This window comes from Paenibacillus sp. Mc5Re-14 (assembly GCF_001049835.1).
In the GTDB taxonomy this organism is placed as follows: domain Bacteria; phylum Bacillota; class Bacilli; order Paenibacillales; family Paenibacillaceae; genus Paenibacillus; species Paenibacillus polymyxa_C.
In genome coordinates this window covers 4,061,160-4,082,037 of the sequence record NZ_CVPD01000001.1, presented here as the reverse complement: position 1 = coordinate 4,082,037, position 20,878 = coordinate 4,061,160, and the positions used below count along the sequence as shown (strand labels likewise).

The 20,878-nt window shown below is 45.8% G+C and carries 19 protein-coding genes; 8 read left to right on the top strand and 11 right to left on the bottom strand.

The window, feature by feature from the left end; translation table 11 throughout:
• The first annotated feature begins 461 nt into the window (after positions 1-461).
• The 3 genes from BN1546_RS18655 to BN1546_RS18645 all read left to right on the top strand — a co-directional run bounded on the left by BN1546_RS18655 (position 462) and on the right by BN1546_RS18645 (position 4,619).
• On the top strand, positions 462-1,919 hold the full coding sequence (locus tag BN1546_RS18655) for an RtcB family protein (RefSeq protein WP_090739171.1): 1,458 nt from the start codon (positions 462-464) through the stop codon (positions 1,917-1,919).
• Positions 1,919-3,202, top strand: a complete 1,284-nt coding sequence (locus tag BN1546_RS18650) for an AAA family ATPase (protein WP_013372524.1) — start codon at positions 1,919-1,921, stop codon at positions 3,200-3,202. The genes BN1546_RS18655 and BN1546_RS18650 overlap by 1 nt, the downstream gene beginning before the upstream one ends.
• Positions 3,203-3,461: 259 nt before the next feature.
• Positions 3,462-4,619, top strand: coding sequence for an MFS transporter (locus tag BN1546_RS18645; RefSeq protein ID WP_090738545.1), 1,158 nt, complete (start codon positions 3,462-3,464; stop codon positions 4,617-4,619).
• 86 nt (positions 4,620-4,705) lie between these two features.
• Here the strand turns inward: BN1546_RS18645 and BN1546_RS18640 are convergent, their stop codons facing one another.
• Genes BN1546_RS18640 through BN1546_RS18630 form a run of 3 tightly spaced genes read right to left on the bottom strand, consistent with a single transcriptional unit; the run spans position 4,706 to position 7,010 of the window.
• Positions 4,706-5,458: an amino acid ABC transporter ATP-binding protein gene (locus BN1546_RS18640; protein WP_090738544.1), complete on the bottom strand. Its 753-nt coding sequence runs from the start codon at positions 5,456-5,458 to the stop codon at positions 4,706-4,708.
• A gap of 14 nt (positions 5,459-5,472) precedes the next feature.
• Entirely contained in the window at positions 5,473-6,141 is a 669-nt protein-coding gene (locus BN1546_RS18635) for an amino acid ABC transporter permease (protein WP_013372527.1), read from the bottom strand.
• Between the two features lie 17 nt (positions 6,142-6,158).
• On the bottom strand, positions 6,159-7,010 hold the full coding sequence (locus tag BN1546_RS18630; protein WP_013372528.1) for an amino acid ABC transporter substrate-binding protein: 852 nt from the start codon (positions 7,008-7,010) through the stop codon (positions 6,159-6,161).
• Positions 7,011-7,289: 279 nt separating this feature from the next.
• Between BN1546_RS18630 and BN1546_RS18625 the strand changes: the two genes are divergently transcribed.
• Positions 7,290-8,582: an MFS transporter gene (locus tag BN1546_RS18625; RefSeq protein ID WP_090738543.1), complete on the top strand. Its 1,293-nt coding sequence runs from the start codon at positions 7,290-7,292 to the stop codon at positions 8,580-8,582.
• 125 nt (positions 8,583-8,707) lie between these two features.
• Here the strand turns inward: BN1546_RS18625 and BN1546_RS18620 are convergent, their stop codons facing one another.
• Positions 8,708-8,965: a GlsB/YeaQ/YmgE family stress response membrane protein gene (locus BN1546_RS18620; RefSeq protein ID WP_013372531.1), complete on the bottom strand. Its 258-nt coding sequence runs from the start codon at positions 8,963-8,965 to the stop codon at positions 8,708-8,710.
• Positions 8,966-9,262: 297 nt separating this feature from the next.
• Between BN1546_RS18620 and BN1546_RS27920 the strand changes: the two genes are divergently transcribed.
• Both BN1546_RS27920 and BN1546_RS18610 read left to right on the top strand, forming a co-directional pair.
• On the top strand, positions 9,263-9,526 hold the full coding sequence (locus tag BN1546_RS27920) for a YkgJ family cysteine cluster protein (protein ID WP_209446902.1): 264 nt from the start codon (positions 9,263-9,265) through the stop codon (positions 9,524-9,526).
• Between the two features lie 36 nt (positions 9,527-9,562).
• Positions 9,563-10,519, top strand: a complete 957-nt coding sequence (locus tag BN1546_RS18610) for an acetylxylan esterase (RefSeq protein WP_090738542.1) — start codon at positions 9,563-9,565, stop codon at positions 10,517-10,519.
• Between the two features lie 144 nt (positions 10,520-10,663).
• Here the strand turns inward: BN1546_RS18610 and BN1546_RS18605 are convergent, their stop codons facing one another.
• Entirely contained in the window at positions 10,664-10,987 is a 324-nt protein-coding gene (locus BN1546_RS18605; RefSeq protein WP_016324638.1) for a DUF3817 domain-containing protein, read from the bottom strand.
• Between the two features lie 152 nt (positions 10,988-11,139).
• On the opposite strand from BN1546_RS18605, the gene BN1546_RS18600 reads away from it, so the two are divergent.
• Positions 11,140-12,144, top strand: coding sequence for an LLM class flavin-dependent oxidoreductase (locus tag BN1546_RS18600; protein WP_013372535.1), 1,005 nt, complete (start codon positions 11,140-11,142; stop codon positions 12,142-12,144).
• 325 nt (positions 12,145-12,469) lie between these two features.
• On the opposite strand, the gene BN1546_RS18595 is transcribed toward BN1546_RS18600, so the two are convergent.
• From BN1546_RS18595 to BN1546_RS18580, 4 genes are all read right to left on the bottom strand, one after another.
• On the bottom strand, positions 12,470-14,074 hold the full coding sequence (locus tag BN1546_RS18595; RefSeq protein ID WP_090738541.1) for a cellulase family glycosylhydrolase: 1,605 nt from the start codon (positions 14,072-14,074) through the stop codon (positions 12,470-12,472).
• Between the two features lie 385 nt (positions 14,075-14,459).
• A complete protein-coding gene (locus tag BN1546_RS18590) occupies positions 14,460-14,711 on the bottom strand; it encodes a hypothetical protein (protein ID WP_013372537.1) in 252 nt (83 codons plus the stop codon).
• 163 nt (positions 14,712-14,874) lie between these two features.
• Positions 14,875-16,635: a dihydroxyacetone kinase subunit DhaK gene (gene dhaK / locus BN1546_RS18585; protein ID WP_090738540.1), complete on the bottom strand. Its 1,761-nt coding sequence runs from the start codon at positions 16,633-16,635 to the stop codon at positions 14,875-14,877.
• Between the two features lies 1 nt (position 16,636).
• Complete coding sequence (locus BN1546_RS18580) at positions 16,637-17,770, bottom strand: glycerol dehydrogenase (RefSeq protein WP_090738539.1); 1,134 nt, start codon at positions 17,768-17,770, stop codon at positions 16,637-16,639.
• A gap of 189 nt (positions 17,771-17,959) precedes the next feature.
• On the opposite strand from BN1546_RS18580, the gene BN1546_RS18575 reads away from it, so the two are divergent.
• Positions 17,960-18,991, top strand: a complete 1,032-nt coding sequence (locus BN1546_RS18575; RefSeq protein WP_090738538.1) for a PocR ligand-binding domain-containing protein — start codon at positions 17,960-17,962, stop codon at positions 18,989-18,991.
• 105 nt (positions 18,992-19,096) lie between these two features.
• Here BN1546_RS18575 and BN1546_RS18570 read toward each other — a convergent pair whose 3' ends face one another.
• Positions 19,097-19,762, bottom strand: a complete 666-nt coding sequence (locus tag BN1546_RS18570) for a hypothetical protein (protein ID WP_090738537.1) — start codon at positions 19,760-19,762, stop codon at positions 19,097-19,099.
• A 50-nt stretch (positions 19,763-19,812) separates the two neighbouring features.
• A complete protein-coding gene (locus tag BN1546_RS18565) occupies positions 19,813-20,745 on the bottom strand; it encodes a DUF2167 domain-containing protein (protein WP_025676101.1) in 933 nt (310 codons plus the stop codon).
• Positions 20,746-20,878: the final 133 nt, after the last annotated feature.

The following is a 20,878-nucleotide window of genomic DNA, read 5'->3' as shown; positions in this document are numbered from 1 at the left end:
TTTGGGTCAATTGAACTATGATGTTACTCACACTTCACCATGCGTATAGTCACATTTTTCCACACTTTTATCTTTCAGGGTTGACAGCTTCCACAGGTTTCCATTAACATAACAATTAACTTTAAGAAAAGGGGGCCGACAGACATGACCAAGCTTTACACGATAATGACAATCAGTCAGCATGATACAATCACATATTCGAAATTTCGTCTCATCGGCCCCGTTCGGGCAACATGATGGGGGTATCACGCTGTCTGACGGCGTGATATGCCAGGCTTTTTTTATTTTGTATGCTATTGAAAGAACAGGTTATTTATATTTTTATGATGTACTAATCATAAAATGTAATGACACTTTCGGTGCAGGAAGCCGTAGACGACAAGTCTGCGGCTTTTTTGTTTTTTTCAAATCTTTTTTACGATGTTATGAATTTACATGAAGAAGGGAACTACCCATTTATTATGAATATACAACCTACGACCAATTCATCTTTTCATGAAGGACCATACAGCCACCTGATGAAGCTTCCGGCAGGGGATCTGACCGTGTACGCTTCGCAGCAACTCTTTTCCTCACTGGATTACAAAGTGTTCGAGATGGCTAATAACAATTTACAAATTCCAGGTATCCGCTATATGGGATACACACCGGATGTACATGTAGGCGTCGGAACCTGCATCGGTACAACTGCGGTATGGGGAATGGAAGACGGCTATGTATCTCCCTCCATCGTCGGTAGCGATATCGGCTGTGGCATGCGCGTACACCTGACCAATCTGCACAAGGATGCCTTGAAGGAAATCAAGCTGCGCCGCAAGCTGGTTAAGACGATCGACAAATACTTGCCGATGGAAGCCCACCAACGCGGACATTATTCGGATATACGGCTGGAGCATATTGTACGCAAGGGTTTGCATGGCTTACCTAATAAATATATTCCGGATAGCTACACTCCTAAGAAATCCACCTCACTGACCCATGTAGAGCACAGTAAGTTCTCCTTTGACGAGGAAGTGCTGAATCTCGTCGAAGATCGTACTTGGCACCGGGCTCATCGGCAGCTCGGCACGCTGGGTGGAGGCAATCATTTTGTCGAAATTCAGGCGATTGAAATTGCAGAAGAAAATAGAGAAGTCGCTGAAGCTTGGGGGATGTTCGACGGTCAGGTGGCTGTGATGATTCATTCCGGATCACGTGCTTGGGGGGGAGCAGTCAGTCAGACCAGTTCATCTGCCATTGCCAAAGCGATGAGCCGTCTCGGTCTCGGCACCTCCGATCCGAGACTGGTATTCGCACCGCTTAATCATCCCGAGGCAGCACATTATGTGGATATGATGTACTCAGCGCTGAATTATGCTGTGGTGAACCGACATCTGATTGCATACTCCGTGCGAGAAGCCTTCCGCGATGTCTTTGGTACAAAGTGCGAGTTGCGTACTCTGTACGATCTGATGCACAATTATGCTTGGGAGGAATCCCATTCAGATCACGGTAGCGTGTTTGTACATCGTAAAGGTGCGACGCGCGCTCTTCCAGCAGGACACCCCGACAATCCGCGACCTTATCAGTCGACTGGGCATCCGGCCCTGATCCCCGGTTCTATGGGGACTGCCTCTTATATTATGGTAGGTTTACCAGGCGGTCAGGATAACTTTCACTCCATCTGTCATGGAGCGGGCCGTATTCGCTCGCGATCTGCAACCAAACGGCTCGTGAGTGTGGACGATTTTGCAGGCGCTCTGGGTGTAGGGACAGACGACGAAATTGTGGTCAACCAGGCATCTCTGGAAAGTATTATCGACGAATCTCCACAAGCCTACAAAAATGTAGATGATATTATTGAAAGTGTTACCGGGGCAGGACTTGCAGCCGTTGTAGCCAAATGTAGACCGCTGGCCGCCCTGAAAGGAGCAAAATAATGTTGAGTATAGACACCCCAGCTATTTATGAATTTGACGAACGTACAGATGGACGCATTACCGGTTATGCTGCTTATGCCCGTCTGATCGACGGCATTAGTGAAGCACTCTATAACCGCTATGGCGTAAAATACGAGCTGTACGCCAGTGATGATCCCAATATTGAGTATTGGGATTTGCTGGAGGAGGATATTCGTTCAGGCAGCCCTGAGCTGGAGCATGTGGCACGGGTGTTCGATCGTTTGGAGGAACGCACCATCCAGTATGACGATGACGGGCCAACTCCTGAATACGGTGTGCATCTGTCGATGCGTAATAATGTATTCGCCTATCCCAAGTGGGGGATCGCACTGGCACGAGTTCCCTTTTTCCGTGATAATGGCGTATACAATGAAGATTACGTATTTGCTATAGGCGACCAGGAGCTGCAAAGCTTCCTCGCAGGAGTACGCGGTCGTGAACGCAAGCAAAATATGAAGCGTGTCACCGTCTTCACCGATACAAGCCGTGGACTCTCCCGGCAAGCAGAACCGATAACCCGCGCAATTACGCGGGATGATGTGATTTTGAAAGCGGAAATCAAGCGGGATATCTTCCGATCACTTGATCAGTTTTTTGAAGCGGATCGTACCTTCTATCAGACTTATAACATTCCTTACAAGCGTGGGATTCTGCTATACGGCCATCCAGGCAACGGTAAAACAACCCTAGTGAAATCTATTGCCAATAGCGTGCCAGGTCCGGCCGCTTACTGGCAAATTACAGAATATACAACCAGTGAATCGGTCAAAGAGGTGTTCGAGGCAGCTACTCGCCTGGCTCCGATGGTGCTGGTCATTGAGGACATTGATTCCATGCCTCAGGAGGTTCGTTCCTTTTTCCTGAATACGCTCGACGGCGCTACATCCAAGGAGGGTATCTTCCTGATCGGAACGACCAATTATCCCGAGAAAATCGATCCGGGTCTGATGAACCGGGCGGGCCGCTTCGATCGGGCTTATGAAATCAGTTTGCCTGACGAAGCGCTGCGACTCGCGTATCTCAAGTTGCGTAACTTCCTTGTTTTTGCAGGTGAGACAGGTACACAGAAGGCAGCAGCGATGACAGACGGCTTCTCCCTGGCTCAGCTCGGAGAACTGTATGTCAGTACGGCTCTAGAATGGCATGAACAAGGAAAAGCCGATATTGAGCTGATTATTAAAGGTATGCGAGGCGAGCTTGATAAAAGCCGCAAGCAGGACTGGTTAAAAAATGTATCCGAAGGACGAGTCGGCTTCTTCTGATTCATCCTTTTATTGCCTCATTATGAAATTTATGTTACATTGATAAACAATAAAGTACCGAAAGGGTGACCTTAAGCCAATGATCTACTAATCCTATTCCCAAAGAAAAAACGTAATCTTACGAATTTTCTGGATAGGATTAGTGTAGGCTTTTGGGTATTAACGATAAGAGCATTGCTTCGTTGACGGGAGCAGTGTATCTTCTTGTTTGTATGTCTGCCTCCTATCCAGAAACCAATGGATAAGGAGGTTTTTTTGTATGAAAAGAATACTCGCAATTCTCATGATCAATATATTCATTGTGATGGTCGGCGTGGGTTTGATCACCCCTATTCTGCCGGAACTGATCATTGAATTTGGTGCCAGTGGGCAGGCCATCGGTTTATTGGTGGCAGCCTATGGCATAACGCAATTCCTGCTCTCGCCCATGACTGGGCAGCTGTCTGATCGATATGGGAGAAAAGTTTTTATCGTCGCAGGTGTTGTTGTTTTTGCTGTAGCTAAATTGATCTTTGCTATTGGAGATGAGCTGTGGATGCTGTATACCTCAAGACTTCTGGAAGGAGTTGCAGCAGCCCTGATTATTCCACCCATGATGGCATATGTAGCTGATATTACAACAACCGAAGAACGTGGCAAAGGAAATAGTCTACTAGCGGCAGCGATATCATTTGGATTTGTCATTGGTCCAGGACTTGGTGGCCTTCTTGCAGGATATGGAACGAGAGTGCCACTGTATACAGCAACAGGTGCAGCTATGATTGCAGTTATTTTTTCAATCGTTTGTTTACCTGAAAGTTTATCGAAAGAACAAATGAAGGCAGCACGAGCAAGAATTAATCATCAAAGAGAGTCTATTTTCAAACAGTATACAAGGTCATTGAAATCTAAATATGCGATGTTCTTTGTCATTGTCCTGGTAATGACTTTTGGACTCGCTAATTTTGAATCCGTTCTTGGTTTATATGTAACGAATCGCTTCCAATTTTCACCGCAAAATATTTCAATCCTTCTAACTGCAGGTGCTGTGATCGGCGTCGGTATGCAGGCATTAGTTGTTGCTAAAATGATCCATCAGTTTGGTGAAAAAAGGTTGATCAAAGGCTCGCTTCTCTTCACCTCTGCTGCTTATATTTTATTTCTCTTCGCCAAAGATTTTTGGAGTATCTTTCTTGTGACTTCCCTTATTTTCTTTGCCACAGCTATGCTTCGCCCAGCTCTTAATACACAACTGTCGAAGATGGCAGGCAATGAGCAAGGATATGTAGCTGGTATGAATAATGCCTATATGAGTGTCGGGAATATTTTAGGCCCTACTCTAGCGGGATTTTTATTTGATGCGAATATGTTCGCTCCATTCCTAACTGGCTGTTGTATTCTGTTGATTACCTTTTTGATTACATTAAAAATGAAATAAAAGAGGACAACTGATGAGCAAAAGGCAGCTACGGGTGCGAGGCTTTATTTTTCAAATGCCCAGCTGTAGCTGCCTGTCTGTTCAGTTTATTCCGTTTCCCCACTCAGTCGGTTCAAAAACTGGATGGCCCGTGGGCTGGTTGGCTGCTCTAGCACCTGATATGGCGTACCCTGCTCAATGATTACGCCCTGATCCATTAAGATTACATGGTCAGCAACCTCTGCCGCGAACTTCATTTCATGGGTGACAATAACCATCGTCATCCCTTCGGCAGCCAACTGCTTCATGACCTTGAGCACCTCACCTACCAACTCGGGATCAAGAGCAGAGGTCGGCTCGTCAAACAAAAGCACCTCAGGTTCGACCGCCATTGCCCGGGCAATACCGACCCGTTGCTGCTGTCCTCCCGACAATTGATGTGGATAGGATTCCGCTTTATCAGCCAATCCCACCTTCTTAAGCAGCTCCAATGCATGTTTGCGCGCTTCGTCCTTCCTTTTTTTCTGAACCGTGACTTGCCCCTCCATCACATTTTGCACAGCGGTCATATGGGGGAAAAGGTTGTAGGATTGAAATACCATCCCTGTCCGCTTACGCAGCGCCAAAATGTTTTCTTGCCGAAGCTTCGTCCCTTTCGCAAAATTCAGTGCAATATCACCTACCTGAATTTCTCCCTGGTCGGGAACCTCCAGCAAATTCAAGCAGCGTAAAAGTGTTGTTTTACCAGAACCGGAAGGACCGATAATTACAAGCACTTTCCCCTTATCCAACGTCACGTCAATCCCCTTAAGCACTTCCAGCGAGCCGAACGACTTGTGTATATTCCGAATTTGGATCACCGGTACAATCTCCTTTATCTAACGGAAAAACGGCTCAGACGCTTTTCCAAATAATTTTGCAGCACAGTCAATATCGTACTAAACAGCAGGTAAATAACCCCAGCCTCGGTATACACTAATAACGGTTCGTATGTGGTAGCTACAATCTGATTAGCCGTTCTGAACATTTCCACATAGGTGATAGTGGCAGCCAGTGAGGTATCCTTTACCAAGCTGATGAATGAATTGGCAAGCGGAGGCACCGACACACGGGAAGCTTGGGGGAGCACGATCCGCCGCAACACTTGCCAGCGTGTCATCCCCAAGGAGTATCCTGCCTCCCATTGACCCTCCTGAATGGAAATAATAGCCGCACGCATAATTTCAGAGCTATAGGCCCCCACGCTGAGCGTAAAGCCGATCACTGAAGCAATAAATGGGTCCAGTGTAATACCCACCGAAGGTAAACCATAGAAAATAATATACAATTGCACCAGCAAAGGAGTTCCTCGAATCACCCATACATAAAAGCCGAAAATCAGCTTGAGTATTCTCCATTTGGACAACCGGGCGAGTGCAGTGATCAGCGCCAGTAGGAGTCCCAGAGCAAATGAGATCAGGGTGAGCGGAATCGTAAAAGAAACCCCTGCTTTTAGCAGAGGTAATAATGAATCCATAATAATTTGTATTTGGCGATCATCCATTGTACAGACATCCTTTATTATTTGGACACATCGGCTCCAAAATATTTTTCAGAAATTTTCAGATACGTACCGTCAGCCTTCATATCAGCCAACGCTTTGTTGACTGCCTTGATCAAATCTTCGCTGCCTTTATTAAATACAGCTGCACTGTGTGAAGCATCCGCAGATTCGTCCACCTTTTTGATCGGAGCATCAGGCTTTTGCTTTTTCAGATCCAGATAAGACAATCCGTCGTTGACGGTCGCATCTACCCGTTTGGAAGTGAGGAGATCAATAGCTTGGTTGAATCCTTCGGTTGCTACAATTTCCGCACCGTTGCTTTTTGCGATTTGAGTCAGGTTGCTAGTCAGGGATTGCCCTGCCTTTTTACCTTTTAGATCCGAAAATTTCTGGATGTCCGTATTATCTTCACTCACGATCAGAACTGCCTTAGAGACAATGTACGGATCGGAGAAATCATATTTTTGCTTGCGCTCATCTGTAATAGACACTTCATTGAATACTGCGTCAAACCGCTTGGAGTTCAAGCCTGCAAATATTCCGTCCCATTGCGTCTCGATAAATTCCGGTTGCACACCCAGGCGCTTACTTACTTCAGTTGCAATATCGACGTCAAAGCCTGTCAGTTTGCCAGCAGCATCATGGTAAGTAAACGGAGCATAGGTACCTTCCGTACCGATTCTCAGCTTGCCACTGGCTTTGACAGATTCAAGAGTAGCTGCAGCCGTTGTATCTGCTTTTCCATTATTAGAACCGTTCTCTCCAGTAGATGCATTATTCGTGCCCGCGCCTTTATCATTGTTGCCGCAAGCCGAAACCAGCAATGCCATCACGATGAATACAATCGGCAAAAAACTAAATTTTCTCATGTTATCCACACTCTTTCCCTTTTTCTTGATCACCTAGCGCAGGCTAGTCATTGAATAGTACATCATTCATTTTCGCGCGTCAATGCTTTTATCCAATAATCCCTATCCAAAAGGTAAGTTATATTTTTTTATCATCTAAGGCTATTCTAGGTTGACTCAATCATAGGCAGGCTATTCATTTTCACTCCCCTCGAAGCAACTTTTTGTGTACCATTACATAAGAGATTTCGTATAATAGGTTTTAATATGCAGATTAGAAATATTTACCGGAGTGTGATCATGGATCCCCAAAATTCAGCTTTATCTCCCGAAGGAAGGCACTCAGCCTGGGCTACCTTTACTTCACCTTTAAAGCAATCCAAAGCGTTCACCCTCTTGTGGCTTGGACATTGGATCGCTATGTTAGGAAGTTCTGTTACGACAGTCATTTTGCCACTGGTTATCTATTCTCTGACAGGCTCGACCACCATCATGGGATTGGCGATGACGGTTTATATGCTGCCAAACGTACTTATTCTTCCTTTCGCAGGAATGATCGTGGACAGAGTTGACCGAATTCGCCTTCTTCTGTTCACGAATGTCGCCCGCTTTGGTCTGATGTTCGTTGCATCGGTGTTGATGTTTACGGACGGGATGAAGTTGCCGTTCCTATTCGTTGGCCTTGCGTTGTACGGATTGATGGATGGTATCTTTAATCCGGCTTATTCGGCCTTACGTGCACAAGTGTTCACACCGGACATCCGCAATGCTGCCAATGCACTAAGTCAAATCAGTATACAAGCCGTTCGTCTACTCGGTCCTCCGCTAGGAGGCTTTATTGTATCCTTTTCCTCCCCGGGTGTCGGCTTTGGACTGGATTCTATCGCTTATCTGGTATCCTTTGCCTGTTTTTGGATGCTAAGTGCTCATTTGGCCTCCATCATCGGTAAACGTCAGGCCGATTCAGAACAGGAAGATCAGGGTGGACAACATTTTCTCAAGGATTTTATAGCAGGCTTTGCTATTCTCAGAAGTCATCCTTGGCTATGGATTACGATTCTCGCCTTTTCTTTCATTAATATCTGTTATTCAGGTATTATCGCTGTGCTCATCCCGTGGCTGTTCAAGGTTCATCATGGCTATAATCCAGTCGTATACGGCATTGCAATGGCAAGTAGTGGCATTGGTGCCATGCTGGGAGCCTTTGTGTATGGATCACGCAAGCATTGGAAACACCGCGGTCTGCTCGCTTACTTAGGAGCTTTTGTCAGCGGTCTCGCCTTACTGCTGTTGTCTATAGTCACCTGGATGCCAGGATTGATTATGAGCATGATGCTCGAAGGATTTGGCATTATGATTTTTGCAATTATCTGGGAGACAAGCCTGCAGGAATTAGTCCCCGCTGAATCCTTTGGACGTGTAGCCAGTCTGGATTTGATGTTTTCCTTTGCACTGCTTCCTGTCGGCTATCTGGCCGTAGGTGCCGTGGCGGATAAGCTTGGTGGCATCCTCACCATTGGTATGTTTGCAACCATCGGCATGTGTATCGTGCTGGGCGTGCTAATTGTTCCTCATATCAGACGGTTTCAATAGGGGAATATGTAACCTTTTCTCAAAAAAAGCTGCTCCCACAGGTTCATTTGTGAACCTTGCGGAAGCAGCTTTTTTCCATTTTGACTCGCGTCCCATAGGACGAGTCTATTCAATAATTCATAAAGTTAACCTCTGCTCCGTCCAACGGAACGGAAGATCAAGCTCACAATCACGACTAGCACAATCGCACCAATTAATGCAGGAACGATGTAGAACGATCCGATTTCAGGACCCCAGTCTCCCAGAATCAAGCTACCCAACCATCCACCGATAAAACCAGCGATGATGTTACCAATCACGCCACCCGGAACATCACGACCTGCGATAATTCCTGCCAACCAACCAATAATACCGCCAACAATCAATGCCCATAACCAACTCATTTTGCGTCACCTCGTTTAAGTTTTTATCGTTGTGTTCTATTATTAACCACTCGAACTCCTTTTGAACACACAGAGACCAATTGGTTAATATTACCACGCAATGGAACGCTGATTTGGGGGCTTGATATCATCCTACGTGCCTCCCAGATTATTTATGCTCTTTGTGTGAAAAGTGTGTCTCCTATTCGTTTATCCTTGTATTCCTGCTTTTTTTGTGCCATCCTCACATTATGGCTTCACTGAAGTCACTTCATGCATAAGTTACAAAAATAACAAATTATTAAGGAGTGACCCCCACTGGAGTGTCGAGTAGGATGTGCTGCATGTTGCATTGCCATTACGATTTCTTCCCCTATTCCCGGCATGCCAGACGGAAAACCTGCTGGTGTTCCATGCCCTCAGCTCACGCCTGATTACCGTTGCCAATTATTTGGAAAACCCGAGCGTCCTGCTGTATGCAGTGGCTTTCATGCGGATAAGGATACATGCGGAGACACTAATGAAAGAGCATTTGAGCTGCTGAGAGAGCTGGAGAAGTCCACTTTACCAAGTAAAACTTAAGGCGAACTCATTCGATATGAAGGAGAATTTTTGATTATGAATGTTATTGAAAAAAGAATTGCCGAATTGAAGCAGTACGGTCCCGATCTTACCACCCCCAAAGATATGGATTTATTTTGGGACAAAACACTGAGAGAAGTTCACGCCAAACCTGTACATGCATTCAAAACGCCCGTAGAAACACCGTATCCTCATATGATGGCCTATCGGGTCACTTTTGAGGGGGTCGATGATACGCCTCTGCATGCCTGGTATGTACGCCCCCGATATGCTGGAGATCAAAAACTGCCATGCATCGTTCTGTTTCATGGCTACACAGGCGGAAAGGGCTATCCTGAAGATTATTCATCTTGGCTAATGCTTGGTTTTGCTGTATTGGCGGTAGATGTTCGTGGTCAGGGAGGAGAAACGGGAGATCGTCGGAATGATCCACACGGAACCGTTAAAGGCTGGGTTACGAAAGGAATATTGGACAAGGATACCTGCTACTACAAAACGATTACAACCGATGCCCTTAGAGCCGTAGATTGGGCGGCGGAGCAGTCCGATGTCGATGCAGATAAAATCGCAATCAGTGGCGCCAGCCAGGGTGGTGGACTTGCATTAATGGTGGGTGCACTCAGCGATAAAGCTGCTACTATAGTAGCGGATATTCCTAATATGTGTCATATGGATTTTGGCATGATGAATTCTACCAGTTCACTGACAGAAGCTGCCGAATTCGCAAACCGCTTCCCCGAGCATTTGGAGCAGGTACTACATACATTGAGTTATTTTGACGTGATGAATTTAGCTCATCGCATTCGTATCCCGGTCATGGTATCTGTAGGGTTGAAGGATACGGTGTGCATGCCAGAGACGATTTTTGCTGCTTATAACCGCATTGAATCACCAAAAACAATTGAAGTTTATCCGTTCACCGGACATTGGGTAGAAGGTTTCCATAGACGCAAGACGGCTGAATTTTTAGTTCAAATCTTAGCATTAGATTGAGTTAACGGTTTCCTCCGGTTCCGGTGCATAAAAAAAAGAACACCACGCATCTATCTGCGTAATGTTCTTTCAACTGCATCGGAGCCAGTCCTGCTTACTCTGACAAGCTCCTCGACACTTCACAACAAAGCATCTCTGCAAAGTTTACGATGCAGTTCGCTGTTCTGCTGCCGAATCCCCTGTCCATTTTCGGACCCAAACAAAATCCATAATCATCAGGCCAAACGGAATGAAGGATGCAAACATAATGAAAAGAGGCCGCCGTATAGACCAATGCAATGCGGTTTTTCCATAGATCAGAGCAACGAGGAGCAACAGAAAGCTCACCCGGTATATGTTACCAATCACCATAACCGCCTGGGTCATGCCCGCAGCCTGCAGCGGCTGGTGGGTGAATAGTATCGCCAAATACGCTATAGCTTGAATCCAGAGCATGAGCCGGACACGCCCCAAAGGTGTTCTTAACACAAATTCAATCCCCTCTCCATGAGCAGGAATGTTCTCTCATCCCTTTTGCATCTTTTATTATAACGAAAAGATCCCCAAACTCCAACCTATCCATTTTTGAATTTTGACCAAATGAGTTGTGTTTGATACAGTTGTGTAAGAGGTGATTACAAATGCTTAAACTGGGTATACTGGACCAGTCTCATATTCCTGAAGGCGGTTCCGCTCAAGATGCATTGTCTAATACAACAGATTTAGCGCGTGAAGCTGATCAACTGGGGTACAGCCGCTATTGGGTATCCGAGCATCATGCGTCCAAAACACTAGCACACTCCAGTCCCGAGGTATTGATTGCCCATTTGGCCGCTCATACATCGCGTATTCGTGTGGGTTCAGGCGGTATTATGCTACCACACTACAGCGCATATAAAGTAGCTGAAAACTTCCGCCTGCTGGAGGCGCTCCACCCAGGACGCATTGACTTGGGGATTGGGCGTGCTCCAGGCGGCTTGCCGCTGGCTACTCGCGCTTTGCAGGAAGGGAAATACCAAGCTGTCGAACAATATCCACAGCAGATTCTAGATTTAATCGACTACTTCCATGATTCGGTGCCTGACAATCATCGGTTTGCTGGTCTTCACGCCTCCCCGATGATATCGACCGTTCCTGAATTATGGTTGCTTGGCTCCAGCGGGGAGAGCGCCAGATTGGCCGCGATGATGGGTGCCTCCTATGCCTTTGCCCAATTTTTCGGTACTCCGGGCGGCGTAGAAGCTACCGCGCGTTACCACGAGCAATTCATGCCTTCGATTTTAGGAGATAAGCCCCGCTCTATGGCGGCAGTTACGGTAGCCTGCGCTGAAACTGAAGAGGAAGCTGAGCAGCTGGCGTCCAGTGCTAGTTTGTATTTCCTTTTACTCATGCAGGGTAAAGAAATGAATTCTCTTCCATCGGTGAAAACAGCCATGTCCTATCCCTATACAGAATTTGATCGTGAGCGGCTACGTCAGTCCGCAGCATGGCGTGTTGTTGGCACTCCTGAACAGTGCAAGGAACAGCTGCTGAGACTGGCAGAGCAGTATCGCACCGATGAGTTACTGGTCGTTTCATCCATTCATGACTTTGATAAACGTGTTCAGTCCTACCGACTGCTGGCCAAAGCTTTTAATTTAGTATAAACAGACGGTTGAACTGAGGCTAATTTTTAGAAACTTTAAAACCCCCGCCTGCCTATAATGGCAACAGCGGGGGTTTGTTGTAGAGGATCGGTTCATTTGAACCAACCCATCTGTACTATAGAAGTAGTGTAGACACCACAAAAGTTGAATGTCATATGGTACTTTGGTAGTATATCCAACGGAACGAAAGTATGAGTTGTTTACTTCTAAAGTTCCATCATCCATATACCAAAGGCTCATACGCTATACTTCATATCTTCAAAAGAGTGCAACCAAAAGTCCCATATCTTTCACTCGTCCAAAGTTGTAAAAGCTACGGAAAATTCTAGGGCTCTATGCCCCATACCAGCTTACCCTGTTGATATACGGTGCCATGGTCCCAGTCTGCGAATACTGTTTGGGCAGCTCCATAGGAGTAATCGCTGGTCTCATCAAAGTTGCTCCAATTCGCCGCATGAATACGAGATTGAATTTCTCCGGTTTCGCCGCCGGGCTGAATCGTTCCCGCTCCATCTGTGAAGGAAATCTCCACATATTTATCAGCCTTGGACTTCGGATTTGGCAAAGTTACAAAAGTTGCTTTTACCTTTTCATTACCAATCTTGGCCCAATCTACAAAAAACTGCTGAGCTTGTTTGCTCTCATCTGTGTAATAGTAGCGAATTTTCAGGTCACTCAACTTCACAGCTGTTTTTCCGGTATTTTTGATATTAAATTGAGGCCGGATTGCATTATCCTTGGCGTTCGTGTCATCAGTGCGATATTGAAGCACAATCCCTTCATTATTACCGCCTGGTGTACTTCCACTGTGATCGCCACCGTTGTTTCCACCATTGTTATTACTACCATTGTTGCCATCTCCGTCGCTATTCCCGCCGTTGCTTCCTCCACCATGATTGCTGGAGCCTTCCAGAATCGCCTGTTTTACAAATTTGCCGGAAGCCGTTAATTGTGAATCAGGCCATCCACCCTTGCGGTCAGCACCAGGCAACAGGGCAGCAGAGGTCTCATTTTTGTCGGAAAGCGACCAATTGGCCCAACTGATTTTGCGACTGGCCATAAAATCAGTCCATACTTTGGATTCATTCAGGAACGGACCACCGTTACCCGAAGCGTCACTTGTACCCCACTCGGTAGCAAAAATGCCTACACCTTTGTTCAGGGCATAATCAATCCGATCACGTAAAGATTGTCCATGTGTACCTGCATAGAAATGCACGGTATACATTGTATTTTTATCTGGAAGCGGATGGTCTGCTGCATCATGTACATCCTGACTCCAAGTACCTGTTCCTACAATAATAATATTATCCGGGTCCTTAGCTCGAATAACCTGAGATACCTCAGATGCATAAGTTCGGATTTGATTGTTCCAGTTTACATTCCCATTCGGCTCATTAGCAAGTTCATAGATTACGTTAGGCAAATGACCGTACTTAGTGGAAAATTCATTAAAGAAAGCTTTGGCTTCATTTTTATGAGTGTTCGGATCACCATCTGAGAGAATGTGCCAGTCAATAATGACGTACAGGCCCAGTTTCTGTGCTGCCTCAATTGCTTCCTTCACTTTATTTTTCAATGAAGGGTTGGCAATATAACCATTTTCTTCAGTGTACAACGCAACTCGAAACACGGAAATGCCCCAATCGTCCCGTAACCATTTCATAGTGTCCTGATTCACCAGATCCCCAAACCACTGAACGCCATGAGAACTAATGCCCTTGAGCTGTACAGGTTGTCCATTTTTATCCACCAGTTTACCGTTCTTTACTGAAAGTTGTCCGTAACGTTCCACAGGGGTCGTCCCGGCCGCCTCTGCTGTCGGCGCATTCCAGTTGAACCCATTCGTTAACGTCAATAGCAACACTGCTGTTAACATTACTGCTACTCTTTTTGCGATCCTTGGCAGGACCCATTGCCCGTTCATCATTTACACATTCCTTCCTTTTAATAAAGTAGATAAGACTTATCAGTACGTTGTTCTCCGCTTTTTCGCCCCCTCTTTTATACAATAAAAGGATCAGGCCCAACATTCGATGTCACTTACCTGTATATGGATGCTACTACTATTATAGTTAGTTTCATGTTACGTTTCGACTTTATCCCAGAAAATGAACAAGAAGTCACGGTTTTGGGATATGTACCCCTTAGTTGGCTACTATAGAGCACTGAAGGGACAAAAGTCTCATTTACTTATTAAGTTTAACCTAAAAAAAGACTGCTTCCCGATGCCTAGGCTCGGTACAGCAGTCTTATCATGATCTTATATGTGATCAGATAATATTAACAATTCGTCTTAATGTATGATGTCCCTATTACCCCTTAGCGGCAGCTTGAGGTTCTTGGGTTGCCTGATCTTCGTTCATATCGCCGCCATCCGTCGCTTGATCTGTCAGTACAGTCTCAGATGAGTTACCCATTACCTTGTCTATAAGTTGTAGCCAAGGTTCTTCACTGCCTCCACAACTCTCAATATCACCGAGCAGGGACTCTAGCGTGGTTCCTTCTTCTGGCAAATCAATAACTAAACTGTCTTCGTCAACTTGGATGGTGCAGCAGGTTTTCATTGTAAATCCCTCGCTTAATTCTTATTTGAGCATGCAGTATGCTTGCTCAGATGGGATGATCTCCCACGGATCCAGGGATAAGCCTTTTGAATCCGTCTGAAATTATAAACCTAATGCATCCCAATTGCAATGAACAAACCTTGAATTTTTAAGAATTAGCGAATCAATTCAAACATTCAGCAAGCTCTGTAAAAATTACTCCAAGCGCATAAGCCCCCGCATCTGGATAACCAAGGCTTCTCTCTCCGACCGCTCCGGCACGTCCCATACGTGCCACAATGTTTTCTGTCTTTTTGGCCCCTAGTACAGCGGCCTGAGCACCTCGTACAAAGGCTGCCTTCACGTCAACATTTGATTTCGCGCTCTCTACCCAGCTATCCGCACATGGCACTAATGCATCAATAAGCGTTTTATCACCAACGACGGCTCCTCTGCCGAAAGAACGTTCGCCTGTCGACTGTATGCCTTGCACCGCAGCCTGCATCAGATCTGCGAATTCGGTAACGGTGAGCTCGTTTCTTTCGCCCGCAGAGCGTGCTGCTGCGCGAAATGCCGAGCCCCAGATCGGGCCCGAAGCACCGCCGCAGTATTCCATGATGACGAGCGAGCACGAATGGAGAAAGGCCCCCATCGTCAAAGAATCTTGGTCTAGGATATCGCTCCATTCCCGTTTCAGCTGACGAAATCCCTTCGCAACGCTCATACCAAAATCTCCGTCGCCTGCATGAGAATCAAGATCGCAGAAAGGCACCTCATTCTTGATGATAACCTCACTCATTTTGTCAACCAGGTATATCAGATTGTTCAACGTAATCTTGTTATCCTCAATAATTGCAAAGGCAGGAGCGGTTTCCACCTCGAAAGATACTTGCTGATTTTCGTCTGCTACAGTTGAAAGCTCCGTGAATTCAACATGATCAACAGGTCCAGACACCTTGAACGCCGGCGCGTTGCTTTCATGGGAAAGTAGCGTTTTCAACTCGCCGTCCAGCTTCATGATCGAAACTGAGATGCCCGCCATATCGATACTCGTCATAAAATTGTTAACGAAAGCTCGATTGATCTTGATCCCCTTCGCTGCCAGTTCGCGAGTGACCGCATAATTGAAAAGGTACAGTTCTTGTAGAGGCGTACCGCCAAAACCATTGATCAGCAGAGCGATTTCTCCGCTAAATCCGTTTTCGATCTGCATGTCCCGAAGGAGGTCGGTTACCATTCTGCGTGCCAGCGTATCCGCATCTGTCAGCTTCTCGCGTCTGATTCCAGGCTCGCCGTGAATGCCAACGCCGTATTCAATTTCATCTGGCCCGAGCTCAAACGTTGGCGAGCCCTTCGCCGGCACGGTGCACGACGTCAATGCGAATCCGATACTGCGTACATTCGCAGCGGCTTTCTCCGCCACTGCTTTGACTTCCGCCAGACTACGGCCCTCTTCTGCAGCTGCACCCGCAATCTTATGCACAAGTACCGTGCCCGCTACACCGCGTCGTCCGACCGTATATAGACTGTCTTCTACAGCGATGTCGTCTTCGACCTTTACATAGTCCACTTCCAGACCATCTTCAGCAGCCAAATGGGCACCGTTTCTAAAGTTCATGATATCGCCGCTGTAGTTTTTGATAATCAGCAGTGTGCCTTTTTTCCCAGCGGTTGCTCGAATGGCCTGATACACTTGAATTTGCGAAGGAGAGGCAAAAACATCACCACAGACCGCCGCATCGAGCATCCCTTTGCCGACAAAGCCAGCGTGAGCGGGCTCGTGTCCGCTGCCACCGCCGCTGATGAGCGTTACTTTCTCCGTGTTCAGTTCCTTTTTCTTGAGCACTTTATATTTTGACAGGAATTCCAACTCGGGATGCGCGAGCGCAATACCGCTGCACATCTCAAGAACCAAGTTTTCCGTACGGTTGATGACCTTTTTCATGCTATTTTACCTCCGCTTTGTACTGGCTGCCGATCCGGTCGGCCGCAGCAATTGCCGCTGCAACCTGCTCCACCGTGATCGGAAACGGCATGGCATGAATCGATTCCTCCTCAATGCAGGCTTTAGCAGCTACTTCCATGAGTTCTTCCCGGCTGATATGATCGACACCGATATCGGCCAAGCAGACCGGCAAACCGATGGTTAAACAGAAATCCAGTACCTGATGTAATTCTTCCGTCGGTGCGTTTTCGAGCACCAGCTGTGCGATCGTACCGAATGCGACTTTTTCTCCATGATAATAATGATGCGTGCCTTCCAAAATGGTGAGTCCATCATGAATCGCATGGGCCGCAGCAAGTCCGCCGCTTTCGAAGCCAAGACCTGAGAGTAAAATATTAGTTTCAATGATATTTTCGAGTGCTTGTGTAACTTGATTTTCATCACATGCCGCTTTTGCTTTGGCACCGTCTTTTAAGAGCATTTCATAACATAACGTTGCAAGTGCCATCGCCGCATTCGTACCTACTGCTGGCGCACACTGTCCCTCGCGTACTCCGTTAGGCAGTCCAGCGTTGACCCTGGAGTAAGAACGGGAAGTCGCACGGGCTTCAAAGTAAGTCGACAGTGCATCCCCCATACCTGATACGAGGAATCGGGTTGGTGCATTGGCAATTACAGTGGTGTCGACTAATACGACACTCGGGCTTTGTTTAAAATAGGCGTAATCGTCGAAGGCGCCTTCTGGAGTATAAAGAACGGCCGAGTGACTTGTCGGCGCATCCGTCGCAGCAATCGTCGGACAGATGATAAGCGCTTCCCCTTGTGCCACACATTTCGCCGCATCAATCGCTTTGCCGCCGCCGAGACCAACGATGCAATCACATCCATTTGCAGTGGCGATTTCCTGGAGTCTAGTCACTTCCTGTCTGGAGCACTCACCCATAAAACCGCTTTCAATAAAGGTCACGTTATACTTTTCCGTAGTGGAATCAAGCTTATCTTTCACCCGCTCCACATCGGCTGGATGCGCGATCAGTAAGGCAGATTTGCCGAAGGTGCTCACATAGTAACCCAAATTCAATAATTCGTTTTCACCTTGTACATATTTGCTTGGGCTGATAAAAGCTTTTCTCATCTATAATTCCTCCCTTTAATGGTGTTGGTTTCGTTCTGATTAAAACTATAAACGAACCATGTGAACTTTACATTGGAGGAATCAAGGAATATATTATAATCTACAATCGTATTTTTTTGCACTGAAAAATGTAAATTGTACTTTTTTGTTGTTGCTTACAGGATAATTTACCATTAAGGGATGAGAATCTTGATACGTGAACATTTGAGCATCCAGAAAATCTTTGATTTGAAAAAGTGGGAGCAGTTGCAGGATTCATTAGCATCCGTTACCAAATTAGCCATTCTCACCGTCGATTATAGAGGGAATCCCGTAACTAGCCACAGCCAATGCCAATCGTTCTGCAAGAAGGTTCGCCAAGATGAGAATCTCCTTCCCTACTGTCAAAAATGTGATTCTCGTGGTGGACTTGAAGCGGTGCGTTCCAACAAACCTTATATTTATCTCTGTCATTATGACATCGTTGACATCGCAGTACCGATTATTATCGACGATAAGTACATCGGCGCCGTCATGGCAGGTCAGGTTCGCCTAGCCGATCCTTCGAGCGCTTTACAGCTGGAACAAATCCTCACGTCAAAAAATGAAAAACTGTACAGTTCCAAATGGGAGGAACTTAAGGACTACTACGCCGATCTGCCGACGATGACTTATCAGGAAATTCAGATGATCTCCAACATGTTATCCTTATTGTGTAATTATATTGTTGAAGAAGCAATGAACAAAAATCTTCTTGCAGAAATGTTCGAAAAGGCTTCGGCCATACAGTCCAATCCGCAGTTGTCCGAGATCCTTCCTGGCTACTCGCTGAAGCATATCGAAAGCCTTAAGAAAGAAATGAATAATTTCTTAGCAGATGCCTATCTGAATTCCTCAGGGGATGAGGATATTCCGTGCGGGAATCCTGTACTCAAACCCGCCTTTGAATATATTTATGAGCACAAAGGTGAAACTTTCTCTCTAAAAGCCATGGCTGACTTGTGTCACATTAGTCCGAGTTATTTTAGTCGGCTGTTTGCGAAGGAAACGGGTGAGAACTTTTCCAGCTATCTGTCCCGCTTAAAGATGAAATGGGCGAAGCAGCTGCTCGAAGCTACAGATATTCCTGTATCCCAGATCAGTAGTGAGCTTGGCTTCAATGAGCCGGGGTATTTTATTAAAATATTCAAAAAATATGAAGGCACAACACCTGCGGTGTACCGAAAGTATTACAAGGGATAAATAAACGAAAAAACAGATGATTCATGGGTATATTGTTACCAGAATCATCTGTTTAAATTGGTCTTGGCAAAGCTCTTATCTAAGCTACATATCTGTGTGTACTGATCAGGCTGCCTGAGATAGTGGCTTGCGCTCGATGATCAGTTTAGTGCTTGGTTTGATGGCTCTTTTGACGACCATCATTAAGGAAATCAGTGCAATTACCCCCATAAAGATGACGACCGGGATATAACCCGTATATGATATCAGCTCTACAACCGGGTACAGGATGGCAGGTACCCTGAACGAATACTCATCAGCCGTCTCCATATAATACGCCAACCAGGAGAGAAAGCCCCCGATCAATAATGTGTATAGAAAAAAGACGATCGACGGTTTCATAGATGCCCAAGCTGTATTCGTAGATTGCTCATAAGTGTAATCCTCTTTCATATAGCTGTACAAATGCTGTACGAACGCGTCCTTTTCGTCACTGGCAAATTCCATTTTCACTTTTTCAGCTGTGGAGCTACCTGCTTTTGTATAGGTAAGAAGCAATGTATCATCAAATTTGGTCAAATTTGTTTGCACGCTTTCTATTGCATGTAATGGAATACAATAATCATAATGCTCCATTTCTTCCATCGTCACAGTTCCTTCGGAAAGCTGCACACTGATTGCTTCTGCCTGAGCCTGAGCCAAATCGGTAAGAATGGCATGAGGATGGAGAATAGCAAAACGTTTATTATCCAATTTATAAATTTTCGTTTTCTCATCATCATGAACGGACATACAAATCCCCCTTTTTATCAGCAATTTTATTATGGTGTGTTTCTTTAGAGCTACCGTAATGTTTCTGACTGATCCTGAGCATTCGTTTCATTGTGCAAGGATTCTGATTTTTTCTTGCGAAATAATTTGGCAAAAAACTTGCCTATCACACCAAACACACCTGCACAAGCCGCACCAATGAGGACGAGCACCTTAATTCCCGCGCCCTTAAAAAAAGCAATGATTAATGCTAACAAGCCTACCTTTTTAGCTACTGCCAAGCCAGCTCCTCCCAAGATCAGTCCAGTCAGGCCATACTCAGAAATTTTGTCTGTTGAAGCATTAAAATCCTCGTATCGCTCACCTGATTTGACGGTCAACTTGGGTAATATTTTCTCATTCAAAAACTTCTTATCCGCCTCCAAATGTGCAGGATCGGACACTAATATGGCAGAGATATAACCCTGACGAGTGAGCACGCGAACATTATAATTAATCAGCTTTTCCTTGTTCCCATCCTCCGCCAGCATAGACCAAGTTAGATTATGGGTCGCTTCATTATAAAAAGGCTCCACATCCCAGCCTGTAACATACAGGCGATCACTTTCCGCCTTTTCCTTGTTACTCTCTTCCGTACCTTCTTTATAACTATCTAGAATGGCATCTGCATCGATATCTTCTTTTTCATCATCCTTGATATGTCCAAGTTCATAGTATTCAAAAACAACTTCCCAATTTTGATTTTCATCTTTCGGAAATATACTCCCAATTTCCTTGCCAGATGGCTTTTCGTGATTCATCTCGCTTACCTTTGCAGTGTTAGCCGCATCCAAAAAAAGAAGAGATGAGTCTAAATCAACCGTAGCCACCTTTCCCAGGTCTACCTTTCGGCCACCTTCAACCCATTTTAATTGTTCACTGGATGAAGCCCACGCGTTTCCTCCACTGAGTAACACCAGACTAAGCGCCAACAGCGCTCCCAAAATCGTTTGGCTCCATCTCATTTTGTTGTTACATTTGTTATCTAGTCTCTTATTCAAAACTCATTACCCCTTTATAAATTCCAATATCTCCCGTGTCCCCAACCATATTAGCCACTGCTTTATATTTTGTCAATTCACAGTAGCAAAGGGCGTT

What these genes read in the sequence shown, in the direction of transcription:
- BN1546_RS18655 (WP_090739171.1), top strand. Translation starts at nt 462, where the DNA reads ATGAATATACAACCTACGACCAATTCATCTTTTCATGAAGGACCATAC.
- BN1546_RS18650 (WP_013372524.1), top strand. Translation starts at nt 1,919, where the DNA reads ATGTTGAGTATAGACACCCCAGCTATTTATGAATTTGACGAACGTACA.
- BN1546_RS18645 (WP_090738545.1), top strand. Translation starts at nt 3,462, where the DNA reads ATGAAAAGAATACTCGCAATTCTCATGATCAATATATTCATTGTGATG.
- BN1546_RS18635 (WP_013372527.1), bottom strand. Translation starts at nt 6,141, where the DNA reads ATGGATGATCGCCAAATACAAATTATTATGGATTCATTATTACCTCTG.
- BN1546_RS18630 (WP_013372528.1), bottom strand. Translation starts at nt 7,010, where the DNA reads ATGAGAAAATTTAGTTTTTTGCCGATTGTATTCATCGTGATGGCATTG.
- BN1546_RS18625 (WP_090738543.1), top strand. Translation starts at nt 7,290, where the DNA reads ATGGATCCCCAAAATTCAGCTTTATCTCCCGAAGGAAGGCACTCAGCC.
- BN1546_RS18620 (WP_013372531.1), bottom strand. Translation starts at nt 8,965, where the DNA reads ATGAGTTGGTTATGGGCATTGATTGTTGGCGGTATTATTGGTTGGTTG.
- BN1546_RS18610 (WP_090738542.1), top strand. Translation starts at nt 9,563, where the DNA reads ATGAATGTTATTGAAAAAAGAATTGCCGAATTGAAGCAGTACGGTCCC.
- BN1546_RS18600 (WP_013372535.1), top strand. Translation starts at nt 11,140, where the DNA reads ATGCTTAAACTGGGTATACTGGACCAGTCTCATATTCCTGAAGGCGGT.
- BN1546_RS18595 (WP_090738541.1), bottom strand. Translation starts at nt 14,074, where the DNA reads ATGATGAACGGGCAATGGGTCCTGCCAAGGATCGCAAAAAGAGTAGCA.
- BN1546_RS18590 (WP_013372537.1), bottom strand. Translation starts at nt 14,711, where the DNA reads ATGAAAACCTGCTGCACCATCCAAGTTGACGAAGACAGTTTAGTTATT.
- dhaK (WP_090738540.1), bottom strand. Translation starts at nt 16,635, where the DNA reads ATGAAAAAGGTCATCAACCGTACGGAAAACTTGGTTCTTGAGATGTGC.
- BN1546_RS18580 (WP_090738539.1), bottom strand. Translation starts at nt 17,770, where the DNA reads ATGAGAAAAGCTTTTATCAGCCCAAGCAAATATGTACAAGGTGAAAAC.
- BN1546_RS18570 (WP_090738537.1), bottom strand. Translation starts at nt 19,762, where the DNA reads ATGTCCGTTCATGATGATGAGAAAACGAAAATTTATAAATTGGATAAT.
- BN1546_RS18565 (WP_025676101.1), bottom strand. Translation starts at nt 20,745, where the DNA reads ATGAGATGGAGCCAAACGATTTTGGGAGCGCTGTTGGCGCTTAGTCTG.